Origin of the sequence: Algoriphagus boritolerans DSM 17298 = JCM 18970, assembly GCF_900108085.1 — a bacterium.
Classification (GTDB): domain Bacteria; phylum Bacteroidota; class Bacteroidia; order Cytophagales; family Cyclobacteriaceae; genus Algoriphagus; species Algoriphagus boritolerans.
Genome location: NZ_FNVR01000030.1, coordinates 38,596 through 53,867, shown reverse-complemented (window position 1 = coordinate 53,867; position 15,272 = coordinate 38,596). Strand labels below are relative to the sequence as shown.

Annotated in this window: 9 protein-coding genes and 2 pseudogenes; 5 read left to right on the top strand and 6 right to left on the bottom strand. The window is 42.4% G+C overall.

Features of this window, described 5'->3' with window-relative positions; all coding sequences use genetic code 11:
* Window positions 1-225, bottom strand: a pseudogene (locus C4S61_RS18385) (IS5/IS1182 family transposase); the annotation flags it as partial.
* Window positions 226-558: 333 nt separating this feature from the next.
* On the bottom strand, window positions 559-3,081 hold the full coding sequence (locus C4S61_RS18380) for a TonB-dependent receptor domain-containing protein (RefSeq protein ID WP_103926253.1): 2,523 nt from the start codon (window positions 3,079-3,081) through the stop codon (window positions 559-561).
* A 258-nt stretch (window positions 3,082-3,339) separates the two neighbouring features.
* Between C4S61_RS18380 and C4S61_RS18375 the strand changes: the two genes are divergently transcribed.
* Entirely contained in the window at window positions 3,340-4,425 is a 1,086-nt protein-coding gene (locus C4S61_RS18375; protein ID WP_235010100.1) for a sensor histidine kinase, read from the top strand.
* Complete coding sequence (locus tag C4S61_RS18370) at window positions 4,422-5,165, top strand: LytR/AlgR family response regulator transcription factor (RefSeq protein WP_103926252.1); 744 nt, start codon at window positions 4,422-4,424, stop codon at window positions 5,163-5,165. The genes C4S61_RS18375 and C4S61_RS18370 overlap by 4 nt, the downstream gene beginning before the upstream one ends.
* A gap of 140 nt (window positions 5,166-5,305) precedes the next feature.
* On the opposite strand, the gene C4S61_RS18365 is transcribed toward C4S61_RS18370, so the two are convergent.
* Window positions 5,306-5,788 carry a hypothetical protein gene (locus C4S61_RS18365; protein WP_103926251.1) on the bottom strand — a complete coding sequence of 161 codons (483 nt, stop codon included), beginning with the start codon at window positions 5,786-5,788 and terminating at the stop codon, window positions 5,306-5,308.
* A gap of 151 nt (window positions 5,789-5,939) precedes the next feature.
* Between C4S61_RS18365 and C4S61_RS18360 the strand changes: the two are divergent.
* Window positions 5,940-6,419, top strand: a pseudogene (locus C4S61_RS18360) (nucleoside deaminase).
* 1,175 nt (window positions 6,420-7,594) lie between these two features.
* Here the strand turns inward: C4S61_RS18360 and tnpA are convergent.
* From tnpA to ffh, 3 genes are all read right to left on the bottom strand, one after another.
* Window positions 7,595-8,056 (bottom strand): IS200/IS605 family transposase, encoded by a 462-nt coding sequence (gene tnpA, locus C4S61_RS18355; RefSeq protein WP_103926250.1) that lies wholly within the window; start codon window positions 8,054-8,056, stop codon window positions 7,595-7,597.
* A 749-nt stretch (window positions 8,057-8,805) separates the two neighbouring features.
* Window positions 8,806-9,936 carry a 6-bladed beta-propeller gene (locus C4S61_RS18345; protein ID WP_160111271.1) on the bottom strand — a complete coding sequence of 377 codons (1,131 nt, stop codon included), beginning with the start codon at window positions 9,934-9,936 and terminating at the stop codon, window positions 8,806-8,808.
* 570 nt (window positions 9,937-10,506) lie between these two features.
* On the bottom strand, window positions 10,507-11,847 hold the full coding sequence (ffh, locus tag C4S61_RS18340; RefSeq protein WP_103926247.1) for a signal recognition particle protein: 1,341 nt from the start codon (window positions 11,845-11,847) through the stop codon (window positions 10,507-10,509).
* Window positions 11,848-12,134: 287 nt separating this feature from the next.
* Between ffh and C4S61_RS18335 the strand changes: the two genes are divergently transcribed.
* Both C4S61_RS18335 and C4S61_RS18330 read left to right on the top strand, forming a co-directional pair.
* Entirely contained in the window at window positions 12,135-14,549 is a 2,415-nt protein-coding gene (locus C4S61_RS18335; RefSeq protein WP_103926259.1) for a YfhO family protein, read from the top strand.
* Window positions 14,536-15,267, top strand: a complete 732-nt coding sequence (locus tag C4S61_RS18330) for a class I SAM-dependent methyltransferase (protein ID WP_103926246.1) — start codon at window positions 14,536-14,538, stop codon at window positions 15,265-15,267. Before C4S61_RS18335 ends, C4S61_RS18330 begins: the two co-directional genes overlap by 14 nt.
* Window positions 15,268-15,272: the final 5 nt, after the last annotated feature.

Below are 15,272 nucleotides of genomic sequence, written 5' to 3'. Positions count from 1 at the left end.
ATCTGACAAGGTATAGATGGTTTTAAGCAACAGGTACTTAAACATCCGAACAGGGCTTTGAGCCATACGTCCGTTATTAGTACAGTATTTATTAACCAGCTCTTGGTAAACAAAACTAAAATCTATGATGTCATTAATCTTTCGAAGAAGATTGTCCTTTGGCACTATCAAATCATAAATGGAGCCATACTCACTGAACTTAATCTTTTGTTGATGTAACAGCATGAAATTGAGTATTTTATACACAAAAAGATACAAAAAAAGGTGTAGAAAAGTAATTTTCTTACACCTTTTTTTACTAACAATTAACCATTAAAGGACTTTTTCAGTGGCCTCCATCTTTGAGCCGGGTTTTTTGTACCCGCTAGTCTAGCTTACATTCATTAGGCTTTAAGTAAGTAATATCATTAGTTTAATTCACGCACAAAAATGCCCAGACCTATGAAGTCCGGGATTTTTGTTACCCAATCTATCTATTTATTTTCTATTGATTTTTTTGGTCACCAGAGGAGACTAGGAGTAAAAAACCCTGATTTTTCAAGTCAGGGTCTTATTGATTTATCTGTTTCTAACGGGTGCCACACCGCCTTGTCCTTCTTGGCCACCATCCCCTCCACCATCTTTCAAGTCATCATTATTAATTGACTTTCTTCTTTTTGGACGCTGATCCATGGAAAGCTTTCCGATTCTGTAGCTGAAATTCACTTTGAAGTTCATGTTTCGGGTTGCATTTACACTATTCTGGATAATGGTAGGTGTGACGATTTCATTTCTGATGATGAATTCCTTGGCAAGGAAGTTTTCCACTCCGAAACCAACGCTTCCTCTTTTTTCTGCAAATTGCTTGTTCATGCTCAATCCGTACACCGCAAATCCACCTGAGGTTCCCTGAAGTTGTACCTGTCGTCCTCTTGCAAAGGAGAACAACTGCACTTGCCAGCTTTTTGGAAGGGTATAGTTTCCGAAAATTCGACCACTTACCACAAACCCTTCATTGCTTGCTGCAAACTGAGGATCTGTCAGACCGTTGTCCAGCATGGCGTAGTACAAGTCAAACCCACCATTCAGGGAGAATTTATTGTTGATATTCACGTTTGCAAAAATATTGGCTCCTACTGTCTGCTCCTGACCAATATTTTCAAAAGTCGTAGAGATAATTCCTCCGTCAAGCACGTCTCGGATAGCCTGAATAGAACCTGTGGTATTTCTGTAGAAAGTGGTGAAATTCAAGGTCGTTCCTTTGATAAATGTGCTATAGCCCAACTCGTAGTTATCAGTTAATTCAGGATCGAGTTCAGGATTACCTTGTGATATCTGAAGCGGGTTGGAAGCTTCAATGTTGGGATTCAGGAAACGAAGCGAAGGTCTTTGAATTCTTCTGTTGTAAGCGGCCTTGATCATATTTCCATTCTTCAACTTTCTGGAAGCATTGATGCTCGGTACCCAAGTACCATAAGAAGGAATATCAGCCACAAATTCTGTTCTGAAGTCAGCATTGATGGTGGTGTATTCATATCGTACGCCAGGTTTTAAGGTGTAATTCTCCAAGAAGGCGAAGGTGTAAGACAGATAACCCGCAGTGACATTTTGATCGTAGCTAAAGTCATTGTTTCTGGCAGGATTCGGATCTTCTACAAATTCCCCATCAGCACCTTCTGCTTCAAAATAGGCAAAGTCAGAATACGCTTTTCTCAATATATTTTTTGCCCCATATTCCAGAATTTGATTTCCCTTCTCATCCAAAGGAGTCACATAATCCAACTGCACGGTAAATTCTTCATTTCGGCTTGGGTTGTCATTTTTCAATCGGGAATCAATCGTGCTGAAGTCCTCTGTGAACAGTGTATTAATAAAAGAGTTCTCCCGGTTATTTCGGCTATAAAGTGTCAACAAACTCAACTCTCTTCCCTTTTTCTCGAAAGATCTGGTGTAGTTTAAACTCACGTCCACAGAATTGCTCAAATCTTTGGTATCTGTGTTTCTGAGTCTGTTACTGATCAGGTCATTATTTCGAAAGTTTTCAGTCAAAAAATTAGTCTGCTCATTATTTGAATTTCTAATACCGAAGTTGATGGCACCGGTAATGAAATTGTACTCGTTGATATCATAATCCACTCCGAAATTATATCTGCCGAAAATATCTCTTCTTTCCGTGTCTGCAGACTGAATCACCCGGGAGATAGAATTGTCAGGATTGGTAATGATCTGCTCATTTTCGAATCTACCAAGAAGATTGTACCCTGATCGACCGAAACCTCCCAAGCTAAATCCCAATTTACCTTTTCTGGCACTTCCCTGAAGTCCAAGGTTTGAACCTCTCAATCCAAATCCCGAATTGATATTTAAAGTAACACCTTGAAGGTTATTCTTTTTTGTTACAATGTTGATTACCCCTGAGGTACCTTCTGCATCGAATCTAGCAGATGGAGAAGTGATTACCTCTACCGCTTTGATTTCATCTGCGGGGATCTGCTTCAATGCATCAGCAATGGACGAAGCCGCAATAGCTGAAGGTCTGTTGTCGATCAACACCAAAATATTGCTACTTCCTCGCATGGAAACATTACCGTCCAAATCGACTGAAAGCATCGGTACTCTTCTCAATACGTCCGTTGCATCACCTCCTGCGGTTGTTTTGTCATTTTCTGCTTTGTAGATTGTTCTGTCCACTCGCTCTTCGATCAGTTCGCGCTGTCCCTGAACGGTCACTTCCTCAAGAGCCAAACCTTCGTCCGTCATACCGATTTCACCCAAGTTGATATCTGCATCGACAGAGTTGATAGTAATTGTACGCTTCACGGTCTCGTAGCCAAGGAAGCTAATCTGCAATTCGTAAGTACCAGTATCAAATCCGGTAATAAAGAAAACCCCATCCCCATCTGCCACCGCTCCGGATGTACTGAGATCAGTTCCTGATTTATATAGTGCCGCAGTAGCATAGCCTACAGGCTCACCTGTTTTTAGGTCTTTGGCCACGCCGATGATCCTTGCAGGCTCTTTTCTTTCTTCAGTCTGCTGCGCATAAGAAGCAGTACCTCCGAAAATGGTAAAGGCGATAATTAGATTGAGTAATTTTTTCATGTCATTGTTTTCCAATAGGGACTTCTACCTACTGATACCCCAAAGTTGAGGGCATTGTTTGGCCCTAAAAAATGTAATAGACCAGAAGGGATACTTCATCGACAAATCCCACCAAAATCAGGACGAACCTTGAGAATTCAACGGCTTGAGGGTTTATCCTTGTAAACAGGCTTTCCATAGGTTAAATCTCTGTTTTGGTAGATTGTGTTTGAGGGATAGAAGTAATTTGACTTAGTTTGAGCACTGAAAATCAATCGTATGCTATCATTTACCCCTAAAAAAAGGCTTTCGGTTCTTGTACACATCCTGGGCTGGTTTATGCTCTGTATTGTACTCTTGCTGCTATCCCCGCTCTCCTGGAGAATGGGGGAAATCCAGCTTCCTGTTCAATTTTGGTGGAAGCAGGTTTTTCTTGTTTTACTGTTGATTTCAATTTTTTATACCAATGCTTCTTTAATAGTCCCTAAGATTCTCCTTCCCGGAAAAAACTACCTCTATCTTTTGATAGTAATTCTTGGTGCAGTCTTTTTCTATGGACTGATTATCTACTTCGAGCAGTTCACACTTTACTCCGAAAAAATGCACGAAGTATTCAACCCAGGCAAACCCTTCGATCCACACAGGAAAAGGTGGCTGCCAGGAGATGTATTTCAAATGTTGCTTTTTTTGGTATCTATAGGCCTGAGTACTTCCTTGGCTTTAGTACAGAAGTGGCAAAAAGATGAAACCCTTCGTCGGGAACTTGACCGGCAGCGAATCAACACAGAACTCTCCTATCTCAAAGCCCAGATCAACCCGCACTTCTTCTTCAACACGCTTAACAACATCTACGCACTTACTAACCTGGATGTAAAAAAGGCTCAGGAGGCTCTTTTGAAACTCTCCCGAATGATGCGCTATGTGCTATATGAGAACCAAAAGAATGAAACGCTACTGAGCAAAGAGGTCAAATTCATCGAGGATTACATCGAGCTGATGAAAATGCGGATGACTGAAAAGGTCAAACTTACCATTGAAATCGAAAATCCAAAGGAAGATTTGGTCATAGCACCGATGCTGTTATTGCCATTTTTGGAAAATTGCTTCAAACACGGCGTAAGTTCTCAAAAGGAAAGTGAAATCAAAATCAAACTGGAAGTCATGGGTGACACGGTCTTCTTCGAAACCAGAAACCATATCTTCCCAGTCAACGCCGACAGTCCCGAAGCCCACGAAAATGGTATTGGACTGACTAATACCCAGCGTCGATTAAGCCTGATCTATCCGGAAAAACACCGCTTGAAATTTGGCAAAGACGAAGCGAAACAGGAATATTGGGTCAACCTGACGATTAATCTCGCATGATACTGAAATGTGTAGCCATAGACGATGAGCCATTAGCGCTCGAATTGCTGAGCAAATTCATCAGTCAGACCGCCTTCCTGAAGCTGGAGGGAAGGTTTTCAAATGCCATCGAAGCGTTGAGTTTTTTGAACCAAAATGAGGTTCAACTGATCTTTATGGATATTCAAATGCCTGACTTGTCCGGGATGGAATTGGCCAGAATCCTCGATGGGAAAAAGAACAATGACAAAACCCGCATTATTTTTTGCACGGCATACAACCAGTTTGCCATCGAAGGCTACAAAGTGGAAGCACTCGACTACCTGCTCAAGCCCTACAGTTACGAGGATTTTTTGGCCGCAGCGACCAAGGCATACCAATATTTTGACCGAATCCATAATACTCCCGTTGCCAAATCTGCCGAACCTACCGCAACTCAAGAATTCATTTTTCTGAAAGTAGAATACCAGCTCGTCAAAGTGATGCTCAAAGACATCACCCATGTGGAAGCGTACAAGGACTACGTCAAAGTTCACCTCAAGTCAAAAGCAAATCCATTGCTTTCGCTCACCAGCATGAAAAACATGGAGGAATTACTCCCTTCGGAAAAATTCATGCGAGTACATCGCTCCTTTATTGTAGCCTTGGATCATATCGATTCGGTCGCCAAAAATGTTATTCAAATCGGAGATCATCAGATTGCGGTCGGAGAGAATTACAAGGAGCAGTTTTTGGAGTTTTTGAGTAAGTGGATGAGTTGAATCAGTGGGCAGTGGGCAGTCGCAGTGGGCAGTTTTGTTTTAGGCTGAACGAAGTCGAAGCCATTTTTCAGGCAAATTACCAAAATAAATAAGGCTGCTTTCACTTAGAAAACAGCCTCCTTTAAGCTTCAATCGATCTTTCAATCAATCTTCGTATAGGGTGGTATAATAGAAGAGCACAAGGCATTGCTAGGACAAATGTATTCCAGCTGCGTGTAATTGTTAAGAACCCTGTATTGATCAGAATTCTTCCCCGATTCACTGAAAGTCAGCTGGTCTTTCGGCAAATATGGGATGTCTTCTATTTGCATTGAATAAAAATTTTCATATTGGAACGTGACTATCTCATCCGAGATGGTGTACGTACCGTCACCATAGGTTCTAAAGCCCAGCACTTCGTCTGAACCGACATTTCTAGTGACATCCTCCCGATAGAAGGTGCCATCCGATCTCAATTCATATGTATTATAAAAATCAAATTCTATCTCGTCTGTGGATTGATTAATTACACTTAAAACTAATTCGAAGGTTCCCTGAATCTTAGCTTCTGGACTAAAATCCTCATCATTGCAGCTAATTAAGCCGAAGAGTAGCATTAGAATTGGAAGAAGTTTTGCTTTCATTTGATTGTTGGTTAGAATACGATGAATTAATATACTTAACTACACTACGAAAAGTAGTCTTAAACGCTACAATATTGTTTAATATTCTAAAAAATATTTTCTAATTCCGGTGTTAGTAGAGCTCATTTTGAAAACTTCATTCATTTCAGATATGACCCAAAATCAGAAAAACTTCATGCGACAAGCCATCGAATTGGCGAAAAAAGGTATGCTATCTGGTAATGGTGGACCATTCGGTTGCGTGATTGTCAAAGACGGAAAGATCGTCGGTCAAGGCTCAAACATGGTCCTCAAGACCAAAGACCCCACGGCACATGCAGAAGTCGTCGCAATCCGGAATGCCTGCAAAAACCTCGATAATTTTCAGCTGGAAGGATGCGAAGTATATACTTCCTGCGAACCTTGCCCCATGTGTTTGGGAGCTATTTTTTGAGCAAGACCTGCAAAAGTATTTTTTGCCTGTACCAAAGAAGATGCGGCTGATGCCGGATTTGACGATGAGTTTATTTATAAGGAAATTGAGGTGAAGCCTGCTGAAAGAAAGATTCCTATGTTGTCTCTTCTGAGAGAGGAAAGTCTTAACGCCTTTGAGCTTTGGAAAGAAAAGGGAAATGATAAGACGCTTTATTGATTCGTTAGAGGCAAGACTTGAGACACAAGACCTTAGTTACAAAGACTTTAGAAAATTGAAATCAAGATTACCATGTCCCAGCGGGACATCTGGTCGGTAACCTAAATAATAAACGCTGAAACCCGCGTTCCAGCGGAACGCATGGTGATTTACGATTGAAACTTGTTTGTTTTTCACCAAACGTTCCTACGGAACGATCCCTGCCTCGTGCATCACCTCGGCTACCAACTCGTCGTTCCGCTGGAACTCGGATTAAAGTAAATTCATTCAAGCGAAATACCTGGACTCTGAATGTCCCAGCGGGACATCTGGTTGGTAACCTCAGGTATGAAGATACAACCCGCGTTCCAGCGGAACGCATGGTGACATCCAATTGAAACTTGTTTGTTTTTCACCAAACGTTCCTTCGAAACAATCCCCGCCTGGTGAATCATCTTGGCTACCAACCATTCGTTCCGCTGGAACGATGGATCAGGAATCGTGGATTTTGGCCGCAAAATGAGCGAGTTCAGATTCTAATCATACGATAAAAATTCGCTTTCAAAACTAATCCAAACCCGAATAAGATAGCTTGTCAGAAACAAAGTCTACGGGTAAAATCCCATCTCACCTGCGACACATGTCCCAGCGGGACATCTGGTTGGTAACCTAAATAATAAACGCTGAAACCCGCGTTCCAGCGGAACGCATGGTAAATGTGGTCTTTTTTCGTTTTTACCAAACGGTCCTATGGAACGATCCCCGCCTCTTGCATCACCTCGGCTACCAACCATTCGTTCCGCTGGAACGAGAACCGAGTAGCCATGAAGCCAATAACAAGCTGTCAACTAAAAACCCATGTCCCAGCGGGACATCTGGTTGGTAACCTCAGCTATGAAGATACAACCCGCGTTCCAGCGGAACGCATGGTGAAAAATCGCCCTTTTCTAAAAGACCAAACGTTCCTACGGAACGATCCCTGCGTCCGATTACACCTTTTGCTACCGACCTGTCGTTCCGCTGGAACGAGACTCGTATTAAAGTAAATTCCATCTGGAAGTATTGCCAAACCGCAAATTTCCTAGAAAACTTAGCTTAGTACATACCATCTGATAAAAACCCGTGTCCCAGCGGGACATCTGGTCGGTAACCTCAGCTATGAAGATACAACCCGCGTTCCAGCGGAACGCATGGTGCTACTTGAGATCCTCAAAAATATATTTTTCCTCCCAATCCACTTCAAAGGCTTTCAAAAAGGATTTATACTCCTCAAGAAAGGTTTTTTTGTGATGATGCTCCTCTTGGTTGATAATATATCTTATGAGATTTGAAAGTTGGCTTTTTGAATACGAAAATGCTCCAAAGCCATCCTGCCAATGAAATTTTCCCTCACAGAAGTTATTTTCATTTATCCATTTACTGGTTTCTGATTTAATATTCTGAACTAAAGCAGAAAGTGCCTGATCAGGTCTTAAGCCGATCAGCATATGAATATGGTCAGGCATGGAATTAATCTGGAGCATTTTATGATCGTTTTTTTGAATCATTCCGGTAAAATATTGATGCAATCTTTCCTTCCAACTTGAATGAATTAAGGCCTTTCTATACTTGACGGCGAAAATTAAATGGATGTGAATTTGTGTGTAGGTATTTGCCATGGCTGAAAAATTTTGTTTCTACAAATTATTGATTTCGGAAAAAATCACCAAACGTTCCTACGGAACGAACCCTACCTACAATTACACTTTTTGCTACCAACCATTCGTTCCGCTGGAACGAGAACCGAGTAGCAATGAAGCCAAGAACAAGCTGTCAACTAAAAATCCATGTCCCAGCGGGACATCTGGTCGGTAACCTCAGCTATGAAGATACAACCCGCGTTCCAGCGGAACGCATGGTGATTTACGATTGAAACTTGTTTGTTTTTCACCAAACGTTCCTATGGAACGATCCCCGCCTCTTGCATCACCTCGGCTACCAACCATTCGTTCCGCTGGAACGAGACTCGGATTAAAGTAAATTCCATCTGGAAGTATTGCCAAACCGCAAATTTCCTAGAAAACTTAGCTTAGTACATACCATCTGATAAAAACCCATGTCCCAGCGGGACATCTGGTCGGTAACCTCAGGTATGAAGATACAACCCGCGTTCCAGCGGAACGCATGGTGATTTACGATTGAAACTTGTTTGTTTTTCACCAAACGTTCCTACGGAACGATCCCCGCCTGGTGAATCATCTTAGCTACCAACGCGTCGTTCCGCTGGAACGAAATTACTTACGGTCATTTTGAAAAACCAAAAAACTACAGATCGCCCTTTTCCAAGTGGAACATTTGGTTGATAATCCAATCTTGGGACAAATCTTCCACGTCCCAGTAGAACGCTTGATCAGGTAAGGTTAAACCCTCACTTTGGAGTACAAAAAATCAACAAAGGTTTATTCTGATCAATTGGGGTTTTTAATTTCTTTGAAAGAACCTGAATTTGAGCAGGAGTCATTCTCTCCAACTGTTCTGAATTTAGAGTAAAAATCAATTCATCACTTTTACTTTTACCAATTAACAATAAATCAACTTCAAGTTGATCTATTGTTATAGATTTCCAAGTTGTACTTTCTCCCGTAACCTTATCCACTAGTGATTTCAAATGATCTCCATCTCGAAACGATCCTAAATAATAAGATATTACATAGTCTCGATCCGTTTCAACAAGTCCGAAAGAGTGAGTTTTTTTATTTTCGTCATTTTGGATCAAGTCAAACATTCTATTTTGATCATTTGCAACCAGCTTTAGGTCTGATTCACTAATCATGAAGTTTTGAAAATCAACAAACAAGTCTTCGCCCCTTTGGAGATTCTGATCATATCGCTCAATTTTGTTACTCAATGGATATATCAATGAGATCCGATCATTCAATAGAGACATGGACCTATCATTCCCAAATCCAAGTCCTTCAAATTCTCTATCAATTGGGACTTTAAATTCAAATTTCTTGGACTTAACCCCATATTTTAAAAATTTATACCCTGATGTTCCGCTGGTATGAAACAGCACCTCATCCCCATTGATAAACCCAAAAGAAAGTAAAGTCCCTACAAATTCTCTCTTAATCGGGACCTCTTCTATAAATTCCAAGGAAGCAGAATAAACGAGCATTTTCGCCAATTTCCTATCCAAGATATAGAGATCCTCATTTCTCGGATTAATTTTTATATCCCAGATTTCCCTATACTCTCCGGGACCATCTCCAACCGCATTGAGGACTTTTAAAATTTTCCCATCTCCATCAGTACTCAAAACACTTTGCTTTTTACCATCGAGCATATAATAACCTCCGGAGTGTGGTAAAACCCGATAAACTGTCAATGGTAGATCAGTGCCTTTTAACTGTATCGGACTGATTTGTTTGAAAATTTTAGCTATTTCTACGACTGCGGGATTTGGAGCGATTGAAAAAGTATTACGCTCGATTCCACTTTCATAGCTTTTACATCCAATCAAAAAAAACAGCAGGATAATTATCGATAGATTCTTCATTATTTTACATTTATCACCAAGTGTAGGGTAAGGAGAATAAAAAACTCTCCTTATTCTTAAACTAGCCGGCAATAGTAGGTTCATCCACACAGCATTCCCTGGAACAACCATCTCCTATCATACATTGCGCTGTACAAGTTCCCGCTGACTCAGGACTGTAACAATGATACTCGCTGGTATGTGTCTCAGAACCGTTAGACCATGTCTCAGTACAAAAGTATCTAAGATCATTCGCTTCTGCTTGGAAAAATAGGAGGCCAAAAAGTAAGCCACCAAAAAATAGAATTTTTCTCATATAATTAGTTGTTTTATGTGTTTGAAATAAAGCAAAAAAAAAAAAGACCTCCAACTTTTTAAGTTGAATATTTTATAAATTATTGATTTACAAATGCTTATTTTTTAAATCAATAACTTAGGTGATATATTGATTTAAATGGCAATGACCTTTTTTTATAAAAACCATTGCCCAAAATTGAAAATCAGCGATCAATATTATTTCTTGATTAAAAAACTTTTATTGACACTTCGACTCCGCTCAGTGAGACATTAATCGAAACTTTGTGCTTCCCCTTATCTTCTTCCTCCACCCGGAGGCATCATCCGGCTCATGGCTTGCTTGGCACCTCCCATTTTGTTCATCTGCTTCATCAGTTTGCGCATATCGTCAAACTGCTTCATGAGGTTGTTCACTTCCACGATCGTCCTTCCCGAACCATCAGCAATTCGCTTTCTTCTTCTTCCATCAATGATGTCAGGTTGCTGACGCTCTTTGGGAGTCATGCTGCGAATGATCGCTTCGATCGGCTTGAAGGAATCATCATCGATATCCAAGCCTTTCATCGCTTTTCCCATTCCCGGGATCATGCCCATCAGGTCTTTGATATTTCCCATCTTTTTCACCTGCTCGAGCTGCGAAAGGAAATCGTCGAAATTGAAGTTATTCTGACGGATTTTGGCATTGATTCGCTTGGCCTCATCTTCATCAAAGGACTGCTGTGCACGCTCTACCAAGGAGATCACATCACCCATTCCGAGGATTCGCTGGGCCATACGATCCGGATGGAAGACATCCAGATTTTCCATTTTTTCACCCGTTGAGATAAACTTGATCGGCTTATTCACAACGTGACGAATGGAAATCGCCGCACCACCTCGGGTATCACCATCGAGTTTGGTCAGGACTACTCCGTCAAAATTCAATCGCTCATCAAAGGTCTTCGCAGTATTTACCGCATCCTGACCTGTCATGGAATCGACCACAAAAAGTGTCTCAGAAGGATTAAGGGCTTTTTTCAGCTCCTCAATTTCCTTCATCATCTGATCATCGACTGCCAAACGACCCGCTGTATCGACAACTACCGTCTTTTTGCCGGTTTTCTTCGCATAGGCGATCGCATTGTTGGCGATCTGAAGGGCATTCTTATTTTCTGGCTCAGCATAGACTTCCACTCCAATCTGCTCACCCAATACTTTCAACTGATCAATCGCAGCAGGTCTGTAGATATCGCAGGCCACCAAGAGAACCTGTCTGCCCTGTCTTTTCAGCAAGCTTCCAAGCTTTCCTGTGAAGGTCGTTTTACCCGAACCTTGCAAACCCGCAATCAAAATTACAGCCGGATCTCCGCTCAGTTTGATGTCTACCTTGGAACCGCCCATAAGCTTGGTCAACTCTTCCTGAGTGATTTTGACGAGAAGTTGACCTGGTGAAACGGAAATTAAGACATCCCGACCCAAGGCTTCATTTCGAATCGTATCGGTGACTTCCTTGGCTACTTTATAGTTGACGTCGGCATCGATCAGGGCTCTTCGGATTTCCTTTACGGTGGATGCGACGTTGATTTCGGTGATTTTACCGGTTCCTTTCAGGGTTTTGAAAGCCCGGTCAAGCTTTAAACTTAAATTATCAAACATTCGGTTCTGCTTCTATTTGGTGCAAAAGTAATGAAATTAAGGGTTTTTGAGAAGGTGAATTTGTGCGAAATAAGAAGGAAGACAAGGGACTGAAGACGGGAGCAATAAAATCCATCCAAAATCAGCGATAATCAGCGACTTTTTCTGCGAGCATCTGCGGGAATCATTAATGAAGAACAAAATCTGTAAATCTGTGGGAACCTATTGAAATGATATCTTCTCGCTCTTTCCCATTAAATCCCTAATTTGCAGGCTTAATTTTGTCGCAGAAAAAATCCTTCCTTTTCATGCAATTCAATTTTCAAAAAGACCTGCTTCCCCATCTCTTGGGAATCGTCCTTTTCTACCTCATCGTAGTATTGTATTTCTCTCCGATGATTTTTGACGGGAAAATCATTTTTCAGGGAGATATTTTGCAATGGGAAGGCTCGGCAAAAGCCGTTTTGGATCATCGGGAGAACACGGGGGAACAGCTCCTTTGGACCAATAGCATGTTTGGCGGCATGCCGGCCTATTTCATCAGCTTGGAGTTCCCGGGCGACATCACCAATGCGGTGATTTCTGTCTTGACACTAGGACTTCCCCACCCGATCAATGGCTTATTTTTCGGGATGCTGGGGATGTATATTTTACTTTTAAGCTTCGGCGTCCGGCCCGTTTTCGCCATCGGCGGGGCAATTGCTTTCTCATTCAACACCTATAATTTACTTTCTCTCGAAGCCGGTCACAATGCCAAAATCTGGGCAGTATGCCTGATTCCGTTGATTTTAGCAGGTATTCATCTGGCTTTTGAGCGCAAACGGATCCTCGGCGCTGCACTTCTCGCTTTGGGACTTTTGCTCCAACTCAAATTTAATCACCTGCAAATCACCTATTACACGCTGATCATTTCAGTCATCTACGTGGTAGTTCGGATGGTTTTTGACTGGAAAAAAGAAGGAATCCCCGGCCTCTCCAAAACCATTGGTTTTTTGGTTTTGGGAGCAGTATTGGCAGTGGGTGGAAACCTCGGAAGACTCGCAACCGCATTAGAATATAGCCCCTACTCTACCCGCGGAAATTCAACTTTGGAGGCAAAATCTTCCGGCTTGGACAAGGATTATGCCTTTGGCTGGTCCAATGGAAAGCTGGAAACCTTGACCTTGTTGATCCCCGACTTCTACGGAGGAGGCAGCAATACGCCACTTCCGAAGGACTCCGCTTCAGAAAAAGCGCTGCGTTCACAAGGTATGGACCCTGCACAAATCAATGGATTCGTTAAGGGCGCGCCAACCTATTGGGGGGATCAACCCTTCACCGGCGGGCCGATTTACGGCAGTGTGATCCTGGTCTTTCTTGCGATTTTGGGGATTTGGGCTGCGCCAAAAGAAAGTCTGATCACCTTTGGAACCATCATCGTTTTATCCTTGATGCTCAGTTGGGGCAAAAACCTCGCATGGTTCAACTACCTACTATTCGATATTTTACCGGGCTACAATAAGTTTCGGGCTGTGTCCATGGCCTTGGGCATGACGCTTTTCGCGATTCCGATTTTAGGAATGATTTCACTGGAGAAGCTGGCGCAGAAGAAAGAATTGAAGCCGCTGCTTATCTCGGGAGGAATTGTAGGAGGATTGGTTTTGATTTTAGCTGTTGCTTCAGGTGCATTTTTCAGATTTGAGGGACCTGCTGATGCGAATTTCCCGGATTGGCTGGCTTCGGCTATCAAAATTGACCGAAAGTCCATGCTTTCTGCTTCGGCTTGGAAAAGCTTTGCCTTTATCGCGGTGTCGATGGGTTTGATTTATTTTTACCTGAAAGGAAAAATCTCCGACATGATCCTTGGACTTGGCTTGATCGCTTTGATCACACTGGATGTCTGGACGATCAATCGACGCTACTTGAATACGGAATCATTCCAGGGCAACCCTTCCCGTCAATTCTTTGCGGAGACTCCTGCAGAAAAGTCAATCGCCGGAGACCAAGGCTATTTCCGGGTACTTCCTTTGACCGAAGGATTGACCCAAGGGGCTCGAACCAGCTATCGATTCAACAGTTTGGGCGGCTATCACGGAGCCAAACTCAGACGCTATCAGGATTTGGTGGACTATCAGATTCAACCCGAACTGGAAGCCTTTATTGCCAAGGCCCAAGAGGGAAATTTCGACTGGGAAAGCATCGGTGTGATCAATATGCTCAACACCAAATACCTGATTGCTGGAGCCGAGGCGAATGCTGTTTTTGAAAATCCGGAGGCCAACGGCCCAGCTTGGATTCCAAGCGAAATCGTAGCAGTTTCTGCAAACCAGGAGGAAATTGAGGCACTTGGGGATATAAATACAAAAACTCAAGCAACCCTCAATACTGAGGAATATGGACAAATCCCGGCTGGTGAAGGTCAGATTTCTCTGACTTCTAATGCTCCAAATGAACTGAAATATCAAGCTTCCATGAGTCAAGGTGGAATGGCAGTTTTCTCAGAAATTTACTATCCTAAGGGATGGACAGCCACCATCGACGGTAAGGAGGCTCCAATACTCCGGGTAAATTACCTGCTTCGGGGTCTGGAGATTCCTGCCGGTAAACATGAAGTGGTATTTACTTTCGCTCCCTCCAGCTACTATTCTACCAAGACCCCAATGGTAATTTTCCAATACCTGATTGTCTTGACTTTGATCGCTGGAGTATTTTTCAATTATAAAAAATCAAATGGAAAAGTCTAAGACCGATCAAAAAGAAGAAGTCGTCAGCTTCTACGACCAGTTTGCCGAAAAGCAACAAAAAACGGGGATCAATTCCAGACATTTGAGCATTTTGGACAAGGTGAAAGCTGCAGGTTTGAAGTCTAATCATAAGATATTAGAAGTAGGCTGCGGAATCGGAACGGTTTCCTATTTGCTGGCTACACAAGTTCCAGGTGGAAAAGTTTTGGCCGTTGACATTTCGCCGGAAAGCATCGAAAAAGGCAAAATTCTCTGGAAAGCACAGACCAATCTGAGCTTTGAAGTTTCGGACATGTCTGACTTTGACAAAAAGGGCGAGACCTTTGATTTCTTTGTCTTCCCCGACGTGCTAGAGCATATTCCGGTGGATCAGCATCCCCGGCTTTTCCAAAATATCAGCAAACATGCGCATTCGGACTCGGTGATTTTCATCCATATCCCTTCCCCAAGATACCTTCAGTGGATGATTGAAAACGAGCCGGAAAAACTCCAAGTAATCGACCAACCTTTGGATTCGGGAGACTTAATCAAAAGCATCACGAATGTTGGATTTTACCTCGAAAAGATGGAAACCTATTCCCTTTTCTTTGCAGAGAAAGACTATCAGTACTTTGTCTTCCGCGCAGCAAAACCCCTCAAATCCTCCACTCCACTGAGCAAATGGACGGTATTAAAAGAACGACTACGAATTCGCCTGAAATACGGCCTAACCAAATAACCCCC